This is a genomic window from Methanomassiliicoccales archaeon LGM-RCC1 (genome assembly GCA_030168575.1).
GTDB lineage: Archaea > Thermoplasmatota > Thermoplasmata > Methanomassiliicoccales > Methanomethylophilaceae > Methanoprimaticola.
In genome coordinates, this window is record CP115555.1 from 849,438 (window position 1) to 871,295 (window position 21,858).

The window sequence follows — 21,858 nt, forward strand, 5'->3', positions numbered from 1 at the left end:
AATCGGCCGGCTTTCGCCGGCAAAGGTTGTTAGGGTTTTCATTCGAGCGTGATGGACTTCTTCACCATGCCGTTCACGCATGTGCCTGTGAACGCATTGACGTTGGAATCCGTTCCGCGCTGGACGTTGCCGAAGAGGGCTTTCACGTCCACGGGTTTGTATGTCTCGACGCTCTCGATCTCCATCGAGGGTCTGGGCCTGCATACGCCGACACGGTTGGCGGATCCAGCCTTGACAGCGACGGCCTCGCCGTTGTTGAAGGTTGTCCTCTCGCTGACCTTCATGATGTATATCTCGGGGCCATCGTCGATGTTGTACGTCTCATACCCATACTTGCTGAGCTGACGCACTCCCCTGGAGTACTCCGTGGTCACACGGGGCTCCTCCATCTTAGGCGCAGGCACTTTGTTGGCATTAACCGACTTCATGCGGCTGAACATGCTTTGAAGGCTAGCGCTGCAGCTACTTGAGTTTTCACTCATACTATCCCATCCGTCGGAGTTATCTTGTCTTCCAAATAAAAGCCCTGCCTTATAAGTGATGGTCGTTGGAAGATTTACTTACTATTTTGATCGATAAAATGTGATCTATGTCTCCAAAAACTAATAGTTCATGTATTTTAACCATTATGGTAAGGTGTTCGGTGAATACATCCGACATCAATTAATACTAACTACAGCAATTTAGACTTCATGGGAAAATTTATCGTCAAGAAGACGTCAAATGACGGATTTGCCTTCAGCCTTGCAGCTAACAACCACGAGGTCATCGGAGTCTCTCAGACCTACTCGTCCATGTCCGCTCTGAAGAACGGAATCGAGTCTGTTAAGAAGAACGCAGATGTCGAGATCGAGGACCAGACCGTCCAGGACTTCGAGGAGCTCAAATGCCCCAAGTGGGAGATCTACACCGACAAAGCCGGTGAGTTCAGATTCAGGCTCAAAGCCTCCAACGGCGAGATCATCCTTGCAGCATCCGAGGGATACACTGCAAAGGCCAACGCCAAGAAGGGAATCGAGTCCGTCAGGAACAACAAGGACTCTGAGACCGAAGTGGTCGAGGAGTGATCCCATCAAGGCTGTCCGCGACCAATCGCGGACGGCCCTTTCCACTTTTTACATCGAATTTTGAATTCAACGGAATCCCATTTTATCCGTTATACCGTTCTGTTTACCGCACGGTGATGTCATGACTCTCGTCAACGGCACTGGAGATCGCAAGGAAGCGTTGGAGTTCATGATCAGGGCGCACTGCGTCCGCAAGCATGGCACCAGCGAGATATGCGATCAATGCGCAGCATTGCTGGAGTACGCCTTCGACCGCATCGACTCCTGTCCGAATCACGAGACAGGGGTAAGGTGCAAAGGATGTCCGACCCGCTGTTACAACCGCGATATGGCCAGTATGATGGAGGATGTCCTTGATTCCGAGTTGCCAAGATTGATCCTTCATCCTGTCATGCTGAAGAAATACCGTAACTGGTAAACAGAACCATCAGGGCGAGAATGAAACGAAAATGCCTGCATCCAAGTTACTCTCATGGGTTAGGATGAGTGGGTCTGCCCGGGTTTAATTTTTCGCGAGCCGACAAAGTGGTTCCGGAGGCAATAAAAAAACGGATTTTGAAATCATTGAAGGCGCGTAAGTCGAACTCGACCTGCAAACATAGGTGTGGTTTTTCGGTGAGATTGAGCACGGGTGAAGTGGCTAGGAAAGATGTATTCCAGAACCCGGATGGGAACTGCAGGAAGGACAACGAAGAGACAGGATCATACGGTGCGGCCACAGGCAGAGCATTCAGATATTCCGACGAGGACTATGCGAACGAGGTCCTCGGCAATGGAAGGATGGTCGGGGACATCCCATGGATCGACTGGCTGCAGTTCACAATGGATTCGTTGCATTCGCTGATTGGTAACAACTATTTCGGTCAACTGTCTAATAGGAGCATCAAGACAGTCATAACCGAAAACTATGGGGTCACTAGGACATGCACATGTTGTGGAGGGCCGCTCAACGTTTACACGCGGATGTGTGATCATTGCGGAGAGGTTGTGACGCATATATTCAACAACAGCGTTCATTGTTTTCACAAGAGCTACCCAGTGGTGAAGCTAGAGGTGATCGAAATTAAAACGCAGCTCAAGGCTCCGATCTGAGATGGGAAAAAGTCACCCGGAAGTGGCATTGGTGGTGTCCATGTAGGAAGTAATGGACAACACCGCCGCATCCAAGCTAAAGATGAGCAACTATGCGTTCCAGGATTCAGCGGAACCGCGTCAGGCGGCAGAAGTGACGGCTCTAAAATATTTTGTGGCAGTGGAAAAACGACTTGAATTGACTCTGATGTCAACCCGTTTCAGGAAAATCGATGAAGAGTCGACACTTGGTTACAAATATGAAAGAAACAATCGGATTATGGTGATGCACATGGAAGATACTGAGGAACTGTCCCCGAAAGGCAGGCCTATATTGAAGGAAGATTTCGTCGATGAATTGGTCAGGATTCCGAAGTATGTTCCGAGAGGTTCGAAGGATCTGTTCAAGATGAAGGAGGATAACGGACATCTTAGGTCATCCGTAGAGCTGATCAGCGATCGTGCAAATTACAGTTTCAAATTGTCTACCAGGAAGTCGATCAAAGATCCGGTGGACTTTTCTGTTGTTTTCACATATTCGGACATCAACGGGAGAGAATACATAATCCGTAGATTCAATGGAGACCATGGCAGACACTATTATAAGAACACGAACAGGTACATATCAGGCCCCCACATCCACACCATAACTGAGGCTGCACAAAAAGAATACCATAAAGATGAGACAGAAGCTGTCGAAACCGACCAGTATAAGACTCTTGAACAGGCGATCGAATTTGCAATGAAAGAATTGAATATTAGATACGAAGAGGCTAAGGGGACGAAAGATTTATCACAATGGTGATGACATGGACGCAGACGAGTTGATAGGTTATCTAAAGAAATCCATATGCTCGGGATTGGAGGTCGAGCCCCGTACTGTGAACAGATTCATGGTCCATACAGGTTACACATATCCAGATGGTGATGAATTGCACATCCTGATGATCAATGAGGATGGCGGTTGGATGTTTTCTGATGAGGGCCACACCATGATGTGGCTTTCGTATGAGGATTTCAATCTCACAGACTTGAGAAAGGATCTGTTAGAAAGGACGCTGAAAACTAACGGTGTGTCATTTAAAGACGGTGCTTTGTACATCCCAATCGATACCAGTGCTGTCGATTCAATAGGGCTGTCTTTGAAAAGTCTCATCCAAGCCGAGATTCAGGTCGCAGACCTTCTGTATCTGGACAAAGAGACTGTTAAAGATACATTCATAGACGATCTTAAGGCAGCGTTTAGCATCTCATCTTTATCCGATAGGTGTTCCTATGATTACAGGATTACGGGCGATGGAGATACTGAATACTATGCAGATGTTTATGTTAAGAGCAAGATTCCGATCTTGGTTTTTGGGATTCATACAGCATTGCAGTGCTCCAGAGCAACCGTGGCCATGTTGGCGCTCGATAAGAGCGGTTCACAGTATATGTTCATGGCAGTTTTCGATAACAATACACAGGTCCCTGCAAGAGATCGTAACACAGCGATAAATGCTGCCATAAAGACCACGATAGGGTTGGAAGGGGCTGTGGAGGGTGCGGAGAGGCTCATCAGTCTGCAATGATGTGAACGATATTATGTACTAATCGAGCAGAATCATCGACCTTCTCCAATATCACATGAGGCTAGTAATGGTTGATCGTTGTGTCAATCGATTATCAAAATCATGTGCTTGTGAAGTCGCGTCTAAGTCTGCAACACTCCCGGCATTTTGGGAGAGTCATCGTGTTCTTGGCAGCTCTAGAGAGAAGACGGTAAAGGTAGTATCCATCCTAACAGAGTTGCCCGGCGGACGATTGAGCGGACGACGCGCATACGAGTGAGCTGTTAGCGAAGCGAAGTATGCGGTCGACACTGAAGCGCGCTGTGCGGCACGTCGGGTCTCGGCCCAGTGCCCGTCGCTGGCTTTCTTTTTATTGTCACTCCACTATCTTCATTTTTTTGGAGATAATTATATCCACCCATTTCTAATGCCTATATCAATGAAGGGTATTGTCTTTAATGGGCCTGTTGGTTCTGCTCAAGTTCAACAAGAAACTACCGACTCGGTTATGGTTAATTCCATCATTGTTAATTATTGTACTAATGCCCAAGAGACTCTAGATGCTTTATTGGAGTACAAGAGTTCTTTCGATGATGTATTTGGAATTAAAGCATCAGATGTTTCTAAATCAATAGAAATGATACAAGATGGAATCGATTGTAAAAACGAATCCAGAATTAAAAAGGGATTTGGCATTTTGAAAAATATTCTCTTAGGTGTTCCACCGGGATTGATAAGCAATGCATTATCAACAATACTAACAAACGGAGGTTTTTGAATGATAGATTTCATTCAAGATATTCAGTCTTCCTGTGTTAATCAATCTGATGATGTTATTGCCCTTCTGCGCAAAGCCTATATTGTTGCTAGAAAACTAAGTCAATCAGAATTTCAATCTTGGATAGACAATGAGCTAAAAGGATACCCCAGCACAGATAAAGTTCCTCAGTATAGGAAAGTATCTGGAATGATATATGCACGTTGGATAAGCGGGAACTACATTCCTGTTCAATTGGATGATGAAAGTACAAAGCGTCTAACTCGTAGATCGATTACACACTCAATTCCAGAAATAATATCTCTATTGGATAATAACAAGCAACAATATTTTGAGTTGCCATTCATGGGCGACATTAATCAAGCCATTGGCGTTTTAACTGGTCATGAAGCACAATATTATCTCTTTGTAGGTAAGGACCAATTTCAGGGGATTATTGAGGAAGTAATAAACACAATTCTTCGTTGGTCATTTACAATAGAAGAAAACGGTACCAAAGAATGTCAATTACCAGACTTAATAGTAAACAAAGAGGATGGTAAGAATCAATCTGAATCGAATTGTGTTCCCTCACTAATTTTTAATAATGAGGTAGCTTCCGTGCAGATTCAGGTAAACAGTTCAAATTCTTGTCAGAAAACAGGTAAAGAGGACTAAATCGAGACTATCTCACTCATATTATGTTGAAACGAACTGAAAAAGACGAGTTATTGAACTGAATTGATAAAGGCTTTCAGTATCCTGCCTTATATGTACCGTGTAAAATCGGTACATTATGAAGATGATTGGAATCATCTGCATAGCTTCATTCACGACTTCTAATCATCTTAGATGTAAAAAATAAAAAGGCACCGAGTGCCAACAAAATCAAGGTTACCTCCGGAGATATGACGTCTGCTATTACATTGATAAGACTGCCTTCAACACCGCCTACCTCTGATCCCATTCCTCTTATTATTTCGACTAGTACAGATACTACCAGTAACAGAACCAGAAAAGACTCGACGTAGTTTTCTGCAGAAGCGCCTATTTTTCCCATGATTGAGACTATAGATTGAGCTAGAATAATGTTTTTCCGCACTGTTCAGTTTTTCTGAAGAATCTGTCAGAATAAGGAATGAAGGGATATTTGGGCCCAAACCGAAAAACCATATTATCCCCATCATACACTCAAACGGAGTCGAAATGAAGATCTATCTTGACAATTAATGATATGGTCACCCATTGGGTCCAAAGCGGGTTCGGGTCGACCTTTAGGTAAGATCGGACTCAAGCCCGCCAAAAACCCTTTAGATCATACGAAAAAACATGGCCAGACTTCAAAGTCAGCCCTCGAATTATGTAAATAAGCATAAAGATGAGTGGGCCTACCCGGATTTGAACCGGGGTCAATGGCTCCCAAAGCCACAAGTATACCAAGCTAGCCCATAGGCCCACTGATTCCTCGGATTTATCGACGGTATATAAAACGTTTTGATAGAATTCATTCCGTTCTTTTGTACCGTTGTTTGGTGGTGCGTGGACTGTCCGGATACTCCATCTCTATCAGTCCATGTTCCCTTGCTGGTTTGATGTAAGATCTGAGGAAAGATGGGCGTGATTTGTAGGATTGGAGTTCCATGAGCTCTTTGACGCTGTAGTACTTACCAGATTCCATCTTTAGGATGAATTTCGTCAGATGTCTTGGAGGCGCTTCCGTGGCTGTTCTGATCTCGGCCATCGAATCCTCAAGTGCATTCAGTATCATCCTCAGCATGAATTCTATGAATCTGTTGGAATTTCCTGCTGAATTGCAGAAGTTGATCGAATCATAGTATTCCTGCTGGGCCTTCAGGATTCTGTTCTCTATGGGGATCCAATGGAAGATAGCCTTCCATTTCCCGAGCAGTGCGGTCTGCCAGAGTCTTGCCATCCTCCCGTTGCCGTCGGAGAACGGATGTATGAAGACCATCTCATAATGGAATACGCAAGATGCAATCAGGGGATTGACTGTGGATGATGACTCATTCAGCCATGCGAATAGGTTCTCCATATGGGACGGTACGAATTCCGGGGGCGGGCACATGTACACGAACCTGTCTCCGGCGAACACTCCCTCCGCACCAGAACGGAACCTCCCAGCTTCTTTCTCCAGATTCCTTACGATTATCCCATGGAGTTTGAGAAAATCATCCATACTGTATGGGTCGAAATCACCTAGAAGGGAATAGGCCTCGATAGCGTTCTTCACCTCCAATACCTCGTCTTTGGGGCCGATAACCTTGCGACCGTCGATTATATCCTCTACTTGGCCGACGGAAAGGGAGTTGGCCTCGATAGCGCACGATGAATGGATGGACCTGATACGATTTTGCTTTCTCAGTTTCGGATGGGGGTCTAGAAGCTCATAATGCTCTATGCTGTTGACAAGTTCGCCTATGCGGAACACCATGTCCAACATAGTCTGTGAGATCGTGAAAGGAGGAGCTTCAGACATATATCTCACATATATCTTACATATATCTAAAATTATCGTCAATCTGCAACCAAAATGACCAAGCCAGCATATAGGCCCACATATATCTTTGCAAGCCGATGAAAACCATCAGTTCTCCCAAGGATACTTCGGGTCGAGGAGCTCCGTTAGCAGACCGGTTTCTATCGATGACATGGTCTGGAAGTGGTCGTAGATGACTTTTGTCGAAGGATCGACGTTCCTTCCTATTCCGGATACCGCTATCTCCTTCTCCAGGAACTCTGTGGCCTTCCTTATTGGCCTAGGGGCGGTCACATACCAGTGCCCATCCTTCTCATAGGGTTCTCCGTACAGGTTCCCTTTCCAGAACTCCTTGAAGTCCTCGGAGGCCTTCTTCACCTTCGCCGGCGGGCCGATGTGCTCTAAGGTCTCCGGCAATAGGTCGGTCTCCAGCTCGAACACCACCGTCATGCGGAGATCATCCAATCTGTGAACCGCATTCAGGACGTTGAATTCGAATTCGCCGAACTTCTTGATCAGGGCGTACTGCGTCCTCCAGAGCTGTGCCTGGAGGTTGTCTTCTACCACATCGGCGGGCCTATCGAACTGAACAGATGAGAGCCTGCTGCCGTGCTTGGAGCAGATCCATTCCAGCTCTTCAGGGGCCAGAGGCTCTCTCTTATTGGGGAAGAAGAACTTCTCGTCCGGATTTTCCAGGTATACCTTGGCAGCGGTTATGAATAGGTCGAAGGTGTCCTCGTGAACTGCTGATGCGGCGTTCCTGTTCCTGTCCACGGGATCGTAGACCACCAGTGCGGACTTGAAATGCGGACCCTCCTTCTCGATGACGATAGTCTCGCCCTTCTTCCATTGGGTGGCGGCTTCTAGTACCTTCCTGAACGAACCGTACTTCACGATGAGGATCTCGCACATGTATCCTGAGAATCCCCTGGAGTCCTGCTCGGCTCCGTACGCGCCGATGCCCTTCATGAACTTCTTCAGCAGACGAACCTGATCCTTCTGATAATCGTCCAGATGGGAGTTGATGTACTCAGTGTGGAACGGGGTGCGGTCGACTGCGGTCTGTATGTGCTCCGTGGAAGCTAGATGGTAGCAGGGCACCATATCAACTTCCACGCCCTCGAAGAATCCTGTTGTGTAGGGGTGCTCGGAGTACACCAATTCGCCGTTTATGATGTCCTTCCCGGCTTGGAGGCCGATTTCGGTCATCTCCTCGCGGGGCATCTCCAGTGGGAAAAGCATGAAGAGGTCGAAATCCTGGTCCGTGAGGTAGCTTCCCTTGGCATAGGAGCCTGCCAGTCTCACGTCTACGTCCAGTCTCTTCTCTTCGAAGTACTTTCTGACTTTATCGAGCAGATGCGATGCTACACCGTTCAGGAAGTCCATCTCCTTCTGCGAGGGAACGATCTTCCCTAAAACCGACAGCTCGACTAATTCTGCATCCATGAAGGTCGCCTGATAGGATGGATATTGATGATCGATATGATAAAAATGTGCGCCTGATTGTTCACAAAAGGAAGGGGTTTGGTAAGAGGTTTCGGATGGATCAGAATTCCCTTCTGACGAATCTTATCCAGGCTACGAAGTATCCTGCGATTCCCCATACTAGCAGTACGAGGAATTCCTTGAGAAGATCAGGATTTTCCATTGGAGCCAAAAGGGCCGAACCACTCATCATTTTCAAGACGAATATCATTCCGTAAAGGTTCTGAGAGTAGGATGTATTAAGATACTCCAACAAGGGAGCAAAAGCCGCTTGGCTTTCTGGATCTAATGTCTGGTAGTAGTCCATAAAGGCCTGTACTGCTATCTGTACATCTTGGTCAGTGAACCCTTCCAGAATAGCGATTGCTTGACCTATAACATCACCGAACTGGTCCAGCGTCTCGTTGTATCTGTCCACGTACTCGGGGATACAGGTGTAGATGGTCTCTCCGGCTTGGTCGATCATGTACCAACTCTCGCCATCGTTGGCCTCCACCATCGTGGACACGATGGGGAAGATGACCAGCATCAGCAGGATCGAGATGACGGTACAAACGCTGCTCTTTTTGAGGAAGGCACTGATGACGAACGCGACCCCGGATGTTGCGAAGGCATACATTACGGCGAAACCGAAGGAAGTCAGGAAGTTCAGGGACATTCCGTCGATCTTGAGGAAACCGATGGTGGCCACCAGGATGTAGTAGACTAGGATGATCAGAGCTTCGACGATCGTGCAGGCCAGGATCTTTCCGATGAGTATGGATGTGCGCCTGACCGGTCTGGTGAAGAGGATCAGTGCGGTCCTCTCCTCGAATTCGGACACCAATGCGATGGACGACAGGAGTGCGACTATGAGTACGATGACCATCGGGAAGGTGCTGAGATATGCTTCAGTCAGAGCCCCTATGCTGTCCAGATTGTCCCAGCTATCCATGACGAACTGCAGTCCGGTGATCAGCAGGAACACCAGGAAGACTATCACAACGCTGACGAGGAACTTCCTTCCGCGGGCGCACTTGATGATCTCGTTCTTCGCGACGACTCCGATCTGAGAAATGTCGTTGGCCATTTTACCTCGACTCCTTGATGAGGTCCAGATAGGTTTCCTCCAGTGCGTTCTCCTCGGTCAGTCCGTACACGTTCAGGTTCATCTCGCTGAGGTCCTTGTACAACCTGGACCTGAGCGACACTTCGGAACCGATGTTTATCACTATGTCGTTGCCCAGACGCTCCGCGGATATGACGTAGTCCAGCGAATCGATCTGTGCGATGTCGTCGTCGGAAGGTATGCCGTCGATCCTCGCTATGAGGCTCCTGGTCCCGCCGTTGGACTCGAATGCCGATATATCATCGTCCCTCAGCAGCGTGCCGTGGTTGATGAAAGCGATCCTGTCGCAGAGGTCCTGGACCTCCGGCAGTATGTGCGAGCTCATGACGATGGTCAGGTCCTTGGATTCGTTCCTGAGGTTCTTCAGGACCTCCCTGATCTCCGCCATTCCCCTGGGATCGAGTCCGGATGTGGGCTCGTCCAGGATGATTATTCTTGGATCGTTCAGCAGGGCCTGGCCCAGGGCGATCCTCTGCCTCATTCCCTTTGAGAATGTTCCGAGCCTCTTGTCCTGCCAGTCTGTCATCTTCACTTTCTCCAGGATCTCCTGCGTCTCTGCTGCGATCTGCTCCCTCCTCATCCCGATGAGCTCCCCCACGTACCTGAAGGTCTCCCTCGGTGTGAGGTAAGGGTAGAACTCAGGTGTCTCAATGACCGTACCCACGTCCGTCAGTGCCCCTTTGGGGTTCTTCGTGACATCGATACCGTTGAGGTAGGCCTCCCCGGATGTGGCGTTGATGAGATGGGTGAGGATCTTCAGCGTGGTGCTCTTACCTGCGCCGTTCGGCCCCAGGAGCCCGGTGAAGCTGTTCTTCTTGATCGTGAGGTTCAGGTCGTTCACGGCGGTGAACTTGCCGTACTCCTTCCTGAGGTCCACGATCTCTATGGGGTTCTCTCTCATGTCGATCACTCTCAAATGGTAGTAGCACAGCCGCTCTGTTATTAAAAATTGGTCAGAAAAGCACCGCGAAAAACGTCTTTTCATTGCGACTATCCGCCCTCCAAAACGCCTGTGCTCAGATACTTTATTATGGGCTAGGGCGATGCCCCGAACAGGTTATTATCATGGCGAAGATCAGGGTCGGAGTCAACGGATACGGTACCATCGGAAAGAGGGTGGCATCGGCAGTCGCATTGCAGGACGATATGGAATTGGTCGGTGTCACTAAGACACGTCCTTCCTTCGAGGCCAAGGCGGCCGTAGAGAAGGGATTCAACCTCTACGTTCCTGCTGACAGCGTGCAGGCGTTCAAGGATGCCGGCATCAAGGTCAATGGAACTATCGATGATATGCTCAAGAGCGTCGACATCGTCGTGGACTGCACTCCCGGTAACGTCGGAGAGGAGTACAAGGCCAAGTATCAGGCCGCAGGCGTCAAGGCCATCTTCCAGGGTGGAGAGGACCACGCCCTCACAGGACTGTCCTTCAACTCGACCGCCAACTACTCCGAGTCATGGGGAGCCCAGCTGTCCCGTGTCGTATCGTGCAACACAACCGGTCTCCTGAGGACCCTGAATCCGCTCGACAAGAAGCTCAAGATCAAGAACGCGTTCGTCACCATCGTCAGGCGTGCCGCCGATCCCGGCGACTCCAAGACCGGACCGGTCAACGCGCTGGAGCCTTCTGTTAAGCTCCCGACCCACCACGGACCCGATGTGCAGAGCATCATGCCCTGGCTGAACATCAACACAATGGCTGTCAAGGCATCCACGACCCTGATGCACATACAGACAGTAGTAGTCCAGCTCGAGCAGGAGACCACCACCGAGAACGTCCTGGAGATCTTCAGGAGCGCACCCCGTGTCAGGCTGGTCAAGAGCAAGGACGGAATCAAATCCACAGCGAACGTCATGGAACTGGCCAGGGAGCTCGGCCGCGACAGGTCCGACATGTACGAGATCGTCGTTTGGGAGGACGGAGTTAAGGTAGTCGGCAACACACTGTACTACTATCAGGCCGTCCACCAGGAGTCCGATGTGATCCCGGAGAATATAGACTGCATCAGGTCCATGTGCAAGCTCGAGCAGGACGGGGCCGCATCCCAGGCCAAGACGAACAAGTCCATGGGAATCCCTCAGTGAAGGTCTGAAGATGCAGAAGGACTTCAACACCCTCGAGGACTTCAACTACAGGGATAAGACCGTCCTCCTCAGGGTGGATATCAACTGTCCCCTTGACAAGCAGACCCTCCAGATCGTCAACGATTCGAGGATCAGGAGAGTGGTCCCCACCATCAGGGAGCTGATGGGAAAGAAGGCCAAGCTGGTCATCCTGGCGCATCAGAGCAGGAAGGACAAGTGGGACTTCATCAACCTGGAGCAGCACGCAGAGCATCTCGCAAAGCACCTCAACGCTCCCGTCCAGTACGTCGACGATGTCCTGGGGGACAAGGCGATGGAGGCCATCAGGAACCTCAAGCCCGGACAGGCGCTGCTCCTCGGGAACGTCAGGGCCATCGACAGCGAGACCGCCAAAGGCGATATGATGGCGCATTCCGAGGGAGAGATAGTCCAGAAGCTCGCCCCAGTTATCGATTACTACGTCTGCGACGCGTTCGGGGCATCCCACAGGTCGCAGTGCTCACTGGTCGGATTCTCCGCCAAGGTGCCCTCTGCATCCGGAAGGCTCATGGCCAAGGAGATGTCCGCCCTGAAGGCCATCTTCGAGAACCCCCGCAGGCCCTCCGTGTTCATACTGGGAGGGGCAAAGTTCGGTGATGTCTCGATCATGATCGACCGCGTCCTGGGCAACAACACAGCCGACACCGTCATCCTCACAGGACTGGCAGGCAACGCTTTCCTGCTGGCCAGGGGAATCGACATCGGAGAGGCCAGCTCGCAGATCCTGTCTGAGGAGCTCACGGAGGAGAACCTCCAGGCAGCAAAGGATGTCATGTCCAAGTACGGACAGAGGATCCTGCTTCCCGTCGATGTGGCGGTGGAGAGGGACGGCAAGCGCGTCTCCGTCAACATCGGAGACCTGCCCACAAAGGAGCCCGCATTGGATATCGGAGACGCATCCGCTGAGAAGTTCGCAAAGGTCATCCAGTCATCCAGGACCAGCTTCATGTCCGGTCCTGCAGGGATGATAGAGAAGCCCGATTTCGCCATAGGCACCAGGGTCCTCATGACCGCTATGGTCGACAGCGGAGGTCAGTCAGTGATTGGCGGAGGACACACCGGCGGAGCCGCTGAGAAGTTCGATCTCGCGGACAGGTTCTCCTACGTCAGCACCGGAGGCGGAGCGCTGGAGACCTTCCTTCTGGGAGAGCCGCTGCCAGTCATCGAGGCGCTGAAGTACTCCAAGAACAAGTTCGGTGCCGAAGCCCAAAAGCTTTAAGTGTAGAACTAAGGATGCGGTTGCGATGGCTAAAAAGAAGAGGCGCATATTGGAAGAACCCGAGGAAGAGTACGAGTTCACGCCGACCGAGTTCAACGAGAGGGAGTTCATCCTCAAAGAGATCTACATCTCCAAGATATTCGCTGTCTCCATGGTTCTCGCAGTAGTCATCGGAATCATCGATGCGATCCTCATCAAGACCTGGCCGATGGAGAGCGGAGGATACTACCTCATGTCCATCCCCGCAACGATCCTGGCCTTCTTCGGAATCTTCCTGACCAAGAAGATCTCGTCGGTCCTCGGACTCCACCCGGAGCTCATAGAGGTCAAGTCGCTGGCGGGAACGTACCTCATGTACCTCGCCATGGCTCTTGGTATCTGCATCGTCGGAGTCCAGTTCTGAGACTCCGTTGATCAAACGATTTCAAAAATCACTTCTTAAATTCTTCTATCAGAAGCTTGACTGCATTGCCACGGTGAGACATGGTGTTCTTCTCGTCGATTGGTATCTCCGAGAACGTGAGCTTCCCGTCAGGGGAGAATATGGGGTCGAATCCGAAACCCCCGTCGCCCTGCTCCGACTGGGTGATGACTCCGCGGCACTTGCCCATGACGATGATGCGCCTTCCGTCGATGTCGCATCCGATGCAGCACCTGAACTCTGCGCCACGGTCCTCGACACCTTCCATGAGCTTCAGTATCCCTTTGTTGCCGATGGTCTTCTGGGCGTAGGCCGACCACACGCCGGGGAATCCTTTCAACGCATCCACGAACAATCCAGAATCATCGATGATGAAGTTCCTGACGCCTTGACGGATGATCTCATCCATCCCTTTGTTGACGACCTCCTCCAGATCGCTTGTCTGGACCTCGTCGTAGGGCAGTCTGTAGTGCTCCATCTCGATCCCCAGGGAATCGAACGCTTTCTGGTATTCGGCAACCTTTCCGGGATTCGACGTGATGACTTTGAGCTTCATGTGTACCTGCCCCTGTTCTTGATGTCGGCGAGCTTCCTCTTCACTGCCTTGGGATCGGAGATGTTGGAGTAGTATGTGTCCATGAGCTTTTCGAAGGATGATTCCAGGCCCACATGGGCTGAGCTGAAGGCCCTCTCCAGCAACCTGAGGTCCACTCCGATGTCCTCGAGCTCCGCGTTGGCGCAGCCCATGGAGAAATCGATCAGGCATACCTCTCCGTTCTCTAGGATCATGTTGGATGTGGTGAGGTCACCGTGGCAGATCTTCGCAGAATGTATCTTGGCCACAGCCAGCCCTATCTTCTCGCAGATCTCGTCCGCCTTTTCAGGGTTGGAATCCAGGAAATCCTTCACCGATTCACCCTCGATGAACTCCATGGTCAGTTCGGCCTTGGAGAGGTCGATGTCGTAGATGCAAGGCGTTCTGACTCCAGCTTCCCTTGCATCGCGCATGATCCTTGCCTCGTTGCGGGTCCTGGAGTTGCGGATGCTGGAATCGATCTCCGGGAGCCTGTAGGATTTCTCCGGCCTCGTCTTTATCAAAGCCTTCCTTCCCAGGAACTCACCCATCGAAACTGTGGCCTCTGCACCTTGGATCATGCTGTTTTTGACCATTCCATCACAAGTCTTAATTTTATGGAGTCTCATTCCGTTTCGGGGATATAAATGAAGTACACAATAACAGGAGACAACCTCCAGTTCGTGAATGTAGAACTCAGTCCCGGAGAGGAGTTGAGCTCCGTTGCTGGAGCAATGGCCTACATGACAGGAAACATGAGAATGGAAGCCGTCATGGAAGGAGGTCTGTTCTCCGGTATCAAGCGCTCGCTCGCGGGATCGTCACTGTTCCTCGTCAAATACAGGCCCGAGAACGGAACCGGAGTCGTAGGACTCGGCGGACAGGTTCCCGGAAAGATCCTGGATGTGGACGTCGGCAAGGGAGCATGGATCGTCCAGAAGACTGGATACCTGGGATCCCAGCCCACGGTCAAACTGGACATGGCTTTCCAGAAGAAGATTGGATCGATATTCTTCGGAGGAGAGGGACTGATCCTCCAGAAACTCTCTGGATCCGGAATGGCATTCATCGGTGCATGCGGTGACCTGAACGTCGTCGAGCTGAAGCCCGGCGAGCAGTACAAGGTATCCACATCGAACGCAGTGGCATGGGAGGATACCGTACAGTATGATATCTCTGCAGCAGGAGGAATCAAGACATCTCTGTTCGGAGGAGAGGGACTGTTCGTCACCACCCTCACCGGACCTGGAAAAATCGTCATCCAGTCGATGACCCTCGGAGATCTCGCTAACGCACTGATCCCTTACTTGCCCAACAACAGCTGAGGTGATTGAAATGGCAGACAATGAAGTTCGCAACATGAAGAAGACAGGCACCGGAAAGTCCGCAATCGGACTCGTCCTCGTCGGTATCGGAATCGTAGCGCTTATCGGACTGATCATATGGTTCCTCACGGTCCCTGGAGTCCTGGAGTCGCTCCTTTTCATCGCACTCGCGATCGTGGTGATCGTGGCGATCATCGCCGGTATCATCTGCATCATCGCACTCCCGATGTACGCCTACAAGGGCGAGCAGTACCAGGAAGGCGTTGAGTATAGTCTCAGCGATGTCAAGCCCGTCAAGGAATCCTCTTCCGAGGACAACGACGACGAGTGAGCCTTCACAGAAAACAGGGGGCTAGTCCCCCTTCTTCCTTCATTCCATTTTTATCGTTCCTATGCGTTCATCAATTGCTGAAAGGTGATGGATTTGGCAGGTACTGCGATATTCTGTCCGGCATGCGGTGCACCCGCGCAGATCCCGTTTGGTAAGGCCTCTTGCATCTGCGAGTACTGCGGAAGCATGGTCCAGAGGAACATGACCGAGGCGGAAGCGGCGCACATCGTGAAGAACAAGGAAGCCGTCGACGACATCAAAGCAGCCATCCACAGCATTGCCAACAGGGATTACAAGTCGGCCCTCAAATACGCTGATAAGGCGGTGGAGATCACCTACGAAGATCCCGGACCGTACTTCGTCAGATACCTCGCCTGTCTGGACCTCGATTACAAGAAGGCCAAATCATCATTGAACATGGCCAGATCCATGTCCTCATCGAAGGATTCTGTTCTATCGGATTCCGAGTACGACGAGGCCAAGATGGCGTTCGCGCAATCCTATCTGGCTGCAAAGGGCGACGATATCAAACGCATGTTCCTCTCGATGAGGTCCGTAGGGCCGAAGGAGCTCGAGAACGTCAGGAACTATGAGCGCATCAGGAAGGTGGAGGATTTCTTCGCTGACAGCGATCTGAAGGACACTTTCATCGAGGCCATCAACTCCCAGATGGATGAATGCAAGAGGAGAAGCAGATTCTCCATGGAGACCACACAGTCCAACTGGGATGCGCTGCAGCAGTTCCGCAAGGAATGCTTCTACATCACAGCAGCGACGATGATACTGGACAAGTCATCGGCACCACTCATGGCGACTGCATTGAAGGGATACAGCGATGCGCTCAGCCTCAAATGGGAGGCAGCCTTCAAGCACGGTGTCTCCGGGAGCAAGGATCGGCTGAAAGCCATGCGTGCCGAGTCCGACTCCATTCTGGCCTGGGCCAAATCGATCAGATGAGAAGGATGCGGCCGGGCGGACCCGACCGTTGAAATGTTTTATGCGTTCCTCTTCCTGAATAGGGAATACACGACGTACAGGATTATCACGACGAGCGCGAATACTATCGGGATGATGATGCTGTCCGCGTACTGGTAGACCACTATGGCCCCTCCGGCAGCAACCATCAGGAACCCGAACAGCGCAGCGGCGCCGGATTCGTTGGTCCCCCATCTGTCGTCCTGTGTGCTCCTGAAAAAGGAGCTGAGGAGCTCATAGACTCCCACCACGAGGAGGAACAGTCCGATCGCCGGGAGCCAGTTGGACGTGTAATAATAGTAGACCAGAGAAACGATCGCTCCCAACAGGATCGCTATGACCGTCATCTTTCCGAAGCTCTTCTGTGTTTCCTCAGCCATGCCACCGCCTCACTGAACGATGTCCTCATCCCCGAACGGGTCCCCGCACTCCGGGCAGAACTTCGGGGGCTTGGTCGGGTCCTTGGGTTCCCATCCGCATTTGTCGCAACGGTACTGGCGAGCTCCAGACGGTTTCTTGGCTCCGCATTCCTGGCAGAACTTGCCGCGGTTCACGGTCTTGCAGGATGGGCATTCCCAACCGTCCTCGGGCTTCTTCTTCCCGCACTCCGGGCAGAACTTGCCTTTGGCCATAGCGCCGCATGTGCACTGCCATCCCGGAGCTCCGTCCGAGGCGGCCTTTGCAGGCTGCTGCTGTTTCTGCTGGTTCGCCATGTCGTAGTAGTTCTGGGCGTTCATGTTTCCGCCGCCCATCTGACCTACCATTCCGAATCCCATGAGTCCAGTCATCGCTCCGGCCTCGTTGGAGGCAGCCGATTTCAGAGCGGATGCCTGAGCTTCCACAAGGGTGGCTCCGGCCATCGAGGGGTCGCGAAGAATAGCGGCCTTCTGAGCGTTCTTGATGAGCTCTGCATCCTCTGGTGGCAACGATACCGATCCGAGGGCGACGCTGATGACCTCGAGTCCGCGCAGCTGCGACCACTTCTTGGACAGGGCGTCGTTCATGGCCTCCTGTAGCTCCTCGGTGTGGTTCATGACCTCGTTGGGGCGCAGTCCCATTCCGGACAGCTTCCCGAATCCGGGCTGAAGCGCGGAGATGAACTCCGTTTTGAGCTGGTCGTCGATCTCCGACCTGTAGTATGATTCCTGCACGTTACCGCATACGTTCGCGTAGAACAGGATGGGGTCCGTGATCTTGTAAGAGAATGTTCCGAAGCAGCGGATGGACACATCGATATCGAGTCCGATGTTCCTGTCCACGACGCGGAACGGTATGGGCGTCGACGTTCCGAACTTGTTGTCGATGAGTTCCTTGATGTTGATGTAGTAGACACGCTGGTCCTTTCCGGTGTCACCGCCGTATCCGACACGCCTTCCGATTGTCTTGAAGGTGTTGATGACACCCGATCCCAATCCTCCGGAGAAGATGCTGGGTTCGGTCGATGAGTCGAACGTGTACTGTCCGGGTTCAGCGCTGAGCGCCACGACCTTTCCCTGCTCGACGATTATCATGCACTGTCCGTCCGCGACCGCGATACCTGAACCGTTGCTGATGATGTTGTCGTTACCTTTGGTGTTGGTCGAACGTGATCCCGTGCGCTTGACACCCTTGACCACTAGGACATCCTTGGGCATCGACTCGCAATAGAAGAACTCCTTCCACTGGTCAGCCAATGCGCCTCCGGTAGCTCCTGTTATTGCCTTGATTAGTCCCATGAAAAAGGGTATGCACATACGAGATTTAACCAGTTCCCTGGTAGTTCGCCGCAGCAGAGCGAACCGATGAGAATAGCATTATTACCGCCCCTTACATTACAGGTGCGTGGATAGGATACCTCTGGGATGCTCCCAATTCGACCAGCTCTTGGGGGGCGGGATCGAGAAGGGGAGCGTCACGCTGATCTACGGAGAGGCCGGTGCCGGCAAGACCAATGTTTGTCTTCAGCTAGCGCGCAATATGGCCATCTCCGGACAGAAGGTGGCCTACATCGATTCTGAAGGTCTCTCATCGGACCGTCTGGGCCAGGTCTTCCTGGGGCAGGAGGAATCCATCAAAAATCTGCTCATCTTCGAGGTCCACAGCTTCACCGAGCAGTCCGACCGCATAGACAAGATCGAGAAGCTGGCGGCCACGGGGACGATATCCTTGGTGATCATAGATTCCCTCACGATGTTCTACCGTCTCAATTATGAGGACGCCTATGTGAGGAACGATTTCATCAGGCAGACCGAGGTGCTGCTGAACATGGCCCGCCAGTACAACATAGCGGTCATGCTCACGTCGCAGGTGTACTCCAACATCACCAACGGCGGAGTGGAGTTCCTCGGCGGTCATGCTCTGCATCACAACGCGAAGACCATCATCCGTCTCGACAAGAGGACGGAGGGCAGACGCGCTGCTGTGATAATCAAGCACAGGAGCCTTCCAGAGGGAAGGGCGGCGATGTACCGCATCACCGAGAACGGAATCTCGGATATCTGATTCAGACGTCCCTGTCTATAGCGTATCTCGCAAGGGAGATCATGAACTCCTTATCCTCGCTCTCCGGCAGGAACTGGATCTTGGCGATGGCGTTCTCCACCTTCTTCTTCGCGAGGTCGAGGTTGTACTGGATCGCTCCGCAGTCCTCCATGATCTGCTTGGCACGGGCGCACTGCTCGTCGGTGGCGTCCATGTTCCCCAGTATCGACTTGAACTCATCGAGGAGCTTCTGGTCCTTCAGGACGGAGATCGTGTGGGTGACCATGCAGGTGCATTTGCCCTTGCGGATGTCGTTCCCGACGGACTTGCCGGTCTTGGATGAGTCCCCGGCGATGCCCAGGTAGTCGTCGAACATCTGGAATCCCAACCCGAGATCCATGGCATACTCGTTAATGGCCTTGACCTCCTCGGGTTTCGCTCCGCCGATGATCGCTCCTCCTGCAGCGGCTGCTGCGAATAGGACGCTGGTCTTCAGCTTGATGGTCTCGAGATAGACCTCCTCGGAGACTATCTGTCCCTCGTTGTTGATGTCCATCTGCTGACCGCGTGCGAGGTCCCAAACGGCCTTCGCTACGTACTTCAGGACATCCCTCATCCTGTCAGCGGGCACATCCAGGTCCGCGATGATCTGGTATGCCTTTGCGAAAAGGGCATCTCCCGCGAGGACCGCGGTGGGCATGCCGTATCCAATGTGGATGGTGGTCATTCCCCTGCGCTTCTCGTCGCCGTCCATGAGGTCGTCGTGTATGAGCGTGAAGTTGTGTATGTACTCGATGGCGACTGCGAGGGGGACGGCCTTCGAGGCGTCCCCTCCCACTGCCCTGCAGCATGCGACGGCCATAGCCGGGCGCATCCTCTTGCCTCCGGCGAAGGGATACTGCTTGGACGCATCCATCAGCACCTTGGGCTCCTCGTCCCCGATGTAGCTCTTTATAGGCCCGTCCAGTTCGGCGGACATCTTCTTCAGGTATTCTTTGGCGTCAATCATATCTGGTCCATCCATTCCTTGGTCTCGCCAAGCACGACGTACCTGGCCTTCGAAAGCTGTTTGAGGTTCTTGGAACCGGTGAGCAGCATGGCTGCCTTCAGTTCCTGGATTATGATGTTGAGCTTCTCCTTGACCGCATCAGCGGATTCGGAGGCCTCTTTGAGGATGACGTTCGCGACTCCCGCGGCATCGGCGCCCATAGCTATCGATGATGCGACGTGGATCCCATCCAATATTCCTCCGGAGGAGATCAGCTGCATGCCGCATTCTGCGCATTGGGAGAGCGAGACCGGGGACGGTATGCCCCAATCGAAGAATGTGTCGCCGAGGCTCGTCCTGACGGGGTCCTCGGTCTCCAGCGCACGGTAGAATTCCACTGCTGAGAAGCTGGTGCCTCCCATTCCGGAGATGTCCAGTCCCTGCACTCCGATCCCTTTGAGCCTGTCAGTGACGGACTTGGAGATCCCTGCACCGGTCTCCTTGACCATGACCGGACCCTTCCTGGCGAGGTTGCGTATGGATTCGTAGCATCCGTCGAAGTTCGTGTCGCCCTCGGGCTGAACGATCTCCTGGAGGGGGTTGAGATGCACGGCTAGGATGTCTGCGTCGATGAGCTCTATCGCGCTCTCGATCATATCGTCGGTGTACTTCGCACCCTTCTCCTGGTCTATGAGCTGGACGGCACCGATGTTCCCTATCATGAGGGGCACATCGTAGTCCTTGACGACGGAGTAGCTGCTGGGTGCGGAACCCATGACTCCAGCGCGCTCGCTTCCCACACCCATACCGATCCCCAGCTCGGCGCAGGCCTCTGCGATGTTCTTGTTGATCTTCTTCGCTCCGGTGAAACCGCCGGTTATCGCGGTGACGATCAGCGGCGCCTCTAGCTTCTTGCCGAACAGCGTGCATGACGTATCCACGTCTGATGCGTTGATCTCCGGCAGCGCGTTGTGGATGAGCCTGATGTCATCCCAGTAGCAGTAGCCGGGTGCGACGCGTTCGTTCATGCATATCCTGATGTGATCCGCTTTCCTGTCCTTGATTGTCATGATATCACGGCCTAACCTTGGTGCAGGGGACTTCCTCCCCCTTGAGCAGCGCCTCGAGCCTGCCGGGCACCGTACCGTTGACGAGGATGCACTCTCCGTCATCCCCGCACATTCTGATCATCTCTTCCACTTTGCCCTTGATGCCGCCAGTGACGTCCGCCACGGACAGCTCCGAGTCCAACTTATCGAGCATGCTGCTGTCGGCATACTCTATCAGCTTGGCGTTCTGATCCTTCTTCGGATCCGCTGTGTAGAGGCCGTCGACATCCGATACGAAGACTATCTTCGACGGCTTGAAGATGTCCGCTATTACCTCCATGGCCTGGTCCCCGGAACAGATGGCGAAACCGTAGGACCGGTCAGCCACGACGTCTCCAAACAGGACAGGCATGATGCCTATGTGGGCCAGTGCCTTTAATGCCTCGGGCTCGTTGACGATGAGCCTTCCCTTGTCCATGACGAAGCAGGATCCCGGAGGGACCGAGACCGCAGGAAGACCGACCTTGATGAGCTCTTGTGTCACCATGGCGCTCAGATCCCTGACGTCGTGCTGAACCTGTGCCACGGCAGGGATCTGTCCGAAGTCCTTCAGTCCGTACTGAAGGGAGTACTTCTTGGCGATCATGTGGCCGAATGAACCGGCCCCGTGGACGATCATCACACCTACGCCAGCCGAAGCGATCTCCTTGCAAAGCCTAGCAGTCTGCTCCTGTTTGAAGGATCTGTACTGGGCCTTGTCGGTAATCACGCTTCCGCCGAGCTTGATAAGTATCATCGTCTCGTGGATTGGTCTTCTTTATAATAAGATAGGCGGTCGCTATTGTCGAAAGAAATCGAGA

General features: G+C 52.3%; 27 protein-coding genes and 1 tRNA gene. 14 read left to right on the plus strand and 14 right to left on the minus strand.

Annotation, left to right across the window (positions count from 1 at the left end; translation table 11 throughout):
* Positions 1-38 precede the first annotated feature (38 nt).
* Positions 39-440 (minus strand): hypothetical protein, encoded by a 402-nt coding sequence (locus tag PED39_04140; GenBank protein WII06782.1) that lies wholly within the window; start codon positions 438-440, stop codon positions 39-41.
* A 252-nt stretch (positions 441-692) separates the two neighbouring features.
* Here PED39_04140 and PED39_04145 point away from each other — a divergent pair, with 252 nt between their 5' ends.
* From PED39_04145 to PED39_04175, 7 genes are all read left to right on the plus strand, one after another.
* Positions 693-1,067, plus strand: coding sequence for a YegP family protein (locus PED39_04145; protein WII06783.1), 375 nt, complete (start codon positions 693-695; stop codon positions 1,065-1,067).
* A gap of 121 nt (positions 1,068-1,188) precedes the next feature.
* Complete coding sequence (locus PED39_04150; protein ID WII06784.1) at positions 1,189-1,485, plus strand: nitrous oxide-stimulated promoter family protein; 297 nt, start codon at positions 1,189-1,191, stop codon at positions 1,483-1,485.
* A 218-nt stretch (positions 1,486-1,703) separates the two neighbouring features.
* A complete protein-coding gene (locus PED39_04155; protein ID WII06785.1) occupies positions 1,704-2,159 on the plus strand; it encodes a hypothetical protein in 456 nt (151 codons plus the stop codon).
* Between the two features lie 52 nt (positions 2,160-2,211).
* Positions 2,212-2,943 carry a hypothetical protein gene (locus PED39_04160; protein ID WII06786.1) on the plus strand — a complete coding sequence of 244 codons (732 nt, stop codon included), beginning with the start codon at positions 2,212-2,214 and terminating at the stop codon, positions 2,941-2,943.
* Positions 2,944-2,947: 4 nt separating this feature from the next.
* Positions 2,948-3,709 (plus strand): DUF1828 domain-containing protein, encoded by a 762-nt coding sequence (locus tag PED39_04165; protein WII06787.1) that lies wholly within the window; start codon positions 2,948-2,950, stop codon positions 3,707-3,709.
* Positions 3,710-4,127: 418 nt separating this feature from the next.
* A complete protein-coding gene (locus tag PED39_04170; protein ID WII06788.1) occupies positions 4,128-4,466 on the plus strand; it encodes a hypothetical protein in 339 nt (112 codons plus the stop codon).
* A complete protein-coding gene (locus tag PED39_04175; GenBank protein WII06789.1) occupies positions 4,467-5,123 on the plus strand; it encodes a hypothetical protein in 657 nt (218 codons plus the stop codon).
* Positions 5,124-5,271: 148 nt separating this feature from the next.
* Here the strand turns inward: PED39_04175 and PED39_04180 are convergent, their stop codons facing one another.
* The 6 genes from PED39_04180 to PED39_04205 form a co-directional block, all read right to left on the minus strand.
* Positions 5,272-5,505 (minus strand): hypothetical protein, encoded by a 234-nt coding sequence (locus PED39_04180; protein ID WII06790.1) that lies wholly within the window; start codon positions 5,503-5,505, stop codon positions 5,272-5,274.
* A gap of 323 nt (positions 5,506-5,828) precedes the next feature.
* Positions 5,829-5,901: transfer RNA gene (locus PED39_04185), tRNA-Pro, on the minus strand.
* A gap of 48 nt (positions 5,902-5,949) precedes the next feature.
* The gene (locus PED39_04190) at positions 5,950-6,942 is read right to left on the minus strand and encodes a Fic family protein (GenBank protein ID WII06791.1); all 993 of its coding nucleotides are present in this window, start codon (positions 6,940-6,942) and stop codon (positions 5,950-5,952) included.
* A gap of 108 nt (positions 6,943-7,050) precedes the next feature.
* Positions 7,051-8,388, minus strand: a complete 1,338-nt coding sequence (gene cca, locus PED39_04195; protein WII06792.1) for a CCA tRNA nucleotidyltransferase — start codon at positions 8,386-8,388, stop codon at positions 7,051-7,053.
* Positions 8,389-8,488: 100 nt separating this feature from the next.
* Positions 8,489-9,496, minus strand: coding sequence for an ABC transporter permease subunit (locus PED39_04200; protein ID WII06793.1), 1,008 nt, complete (start codon positions 9,494-9,496; stop codon positions 8,489-8,491).
* Between the two features lies 1 nt (position 9,497).
* On the minus strand, positions 9,498-10,436 hold the full coding sequence (locus PED39_04205; protein ID WII06794.1) for an ABC transporter ATP-binding protein: 939 nt from the start codon (positions 10,434-10,436) through the stop codon (positions 9,498-9,500).
* A gap of 164 nt (positions 10,437-10,600) precedes the next feature.
* On the opposite strand from PED39_04205, the gene PED39_04210 reads away from it, so the two are divergent.
* From PED39_04210 to PED39_04220, 3 genes are read left to right on the plus strand one after another with little or no spacing between them, the layout of a single operon-like run.
* Complete coding sequence (locus tag PED39_04210) at positions 10,601-11,617, plus strand: type II glyceraldehyde-3-phosphate dehydrogenase (protein WII06795.1); 1,017 nt, start codon at positions 10,601-10,603, stop codon at positions 11,615-11,617.
* Positions 11,618-11,627: 10 nt separating this feature from the next.
* Positions 11,628-12,875, plus strand: coding sequence for a phosphoglycerate kinase (locus PED39_04215; protein ID WII06796.1), 1,248 nt, complete (start codon positions 11,628-11,630; stop codon positions 12,873-12,875).
* Positions 12,876-12,900: 25 nt separating this feature from the next.
* On the plus strand, positions 12,901-13,278 hold the full coding sequence (locus PED39_04220) for a hypothetical protein (protein WII06797.1): 378 nt from the start codon (positions 12,901-12,903) through the stop codon (positions 13,276-13,278).
* Between the two features lie 28 nt (positions 13,279-13,306).
* Here the strand turns inward: PED39_04220 and rdgB are convergent, their stop codons facing one another.
* Positions 13,307-13,852, minus strand: a complete 546-nt coding sequence (gene rdgB / locus PED39_04225; protein ID WII06798.1) for an RdgB/HAM1 family non-canonical purine NTP pyrophosphatase — start codon at positions 13,850-13,852, stop codon at positions 13,307-13,309.
* Complete coding sequence (locus PED39_04230) at positions 13,849-14,466, minus strand: KEOPS complex kinase/ATPase Bud32 (protein ID WII06799.1); 618 nt, start codon at positions 14,464-14,466, stop codon at positions 13,849-13,851. The genes rdgB and PED39_04230 overlap by 4 nt, the downstream gene beginning before the upstream one ends.
* Before the next feature lie 51 nt (positions 14,467-14,517).
* Between PED39_04230 and PED39_04235 the strand changes: the two genes are divergently transcribed.
* The 3 genes from PED39_04235 (at position 14,518) to PED39_04245 (ending at position 16,483) form a co-directional block, all read left to right on the plus strand.
* The gene (locus PED39_04235; protein WII06800.1) at positions 14,518-15,195 is read left to right on the plus strand and encodes a TIGR00266 family protein; all 678 of its coding nucleotides are present in this window, start codon (positions 14,518-14,520) and stop codon (positions 15,193-15,195) included.
* A 10-nt stretch (positions 15,196-15,205) separates the two neighbouring features.
* Positions 15,206-15,526: a hypothetical protein gene (locus tag PED39_04240; GenBank protein ID WII06801.1), complete on the plus strand. Its 321-nt coding sequence runs from the start codon at positions 15,206-15,208 to the stop codon at positions 15,524-15,526.
* Between the two features lie 87 nt (positions 15,527-15,613).
* Positions 15,614-16,483: a zinc ribbon domain-containing protein gene (locus PED39_04245; GenBank protein ID WII06802.1), complete on the plus strand. Its 870-nt coding sequence runs from the start codon at positions 15,614-15,616 to the stop codon at positions 16,481-16,483.
* A gap of 38 nt (positions 16,484-16,521) precedes the next feature.
* Here PED39_04245 and PED39_04250 read toward each other — a convergent pair whose 3' ends face one another.
* Positions 16,522-16,881: a hypothetical protein gene (locus PED39_04250; GenBank protein WII06803.1), complete on the minus strand. Its 360-nt coding sequence runs from the start codon at positions 16,879-16,881 to the stop codon at positions 16,522-16,524.
* A gap of 9 nt (positions 16,882-16,890) precedes the next feature.
* Positions 16,891-18,216 (minus strand): SPFH domain-containing protein, encoded by a 1,326-nt coding sequence (locus PED39_04255; GenBank protein WII06804.1) that lies wholly within the window; start codon positions 18,214-18,216, stop codon positions 16,891-16,893.
* A 106-nt stretch (positions 18,217-18,322) separates the two neighbouring features.
* Between PED39_04255 and radB the strand changes: the two genes are divergently transcribed.
* Positions 18,323-18,982, plus strand: coding sequence for a DNA repair and recombination protein RadB (gene radB, locus PED39_04260; GenBank protein ID WII06805.1), 660 nt, complete (start codon positions 18,323-18,325; stop codon positions 18,980-18,982).
* Position 18,983: 1 nt separating this feature from the next.
* On the opposite strand, the gene PED39_04265 is transcribed toward radB, so the two are convergent.
* From PED39_04265 to PED39_04275, 3 genes are read right to left on the minus strand one after another with little or no spacing between them, the layout of a single operon-like run.
* Positions 18,984-19,985: a polyprenyl synthetase family protein gene (locus PED39_04265; GenBank protein WII06806.1), complete on the minus strand. Its 1,002-nt coding sequence runs from the start codon at positions 19,983-19,985 to the stop codon at positions 18,984-18,986.
* On the minus strand, positions 19,967-21,019 hold the full coding sequence (gene fni, locus PED39_04270) for a type 2 isopentenyl-diphosphate Delta-isomerase (protein ID WII06807.1): 1,053 nt from the start codon (positions 21,017-21,019) through the stop codon (positions 19,967-19,969). The genes PED39_04265 and fni overlap by 19 nt, the downstream gene beginning before the upstream one ends.
* Positions 21,020-21,023: 4 nt before the next feature.
* The gene (locus tag PED39_04275; GenBank protein ID WII06808.1) at positions 21,024-21,794 is read right to left on the minus strand and encodes an isopentenyl phosphate kinase; all 771 of its coding nucleotides are present in this window, start codon (positions 21,792-21,794) and stop codon (positions 21,024-21,026) included.
* Positions 21,795-21,858 lie beyond the last annotated feature (64 nt).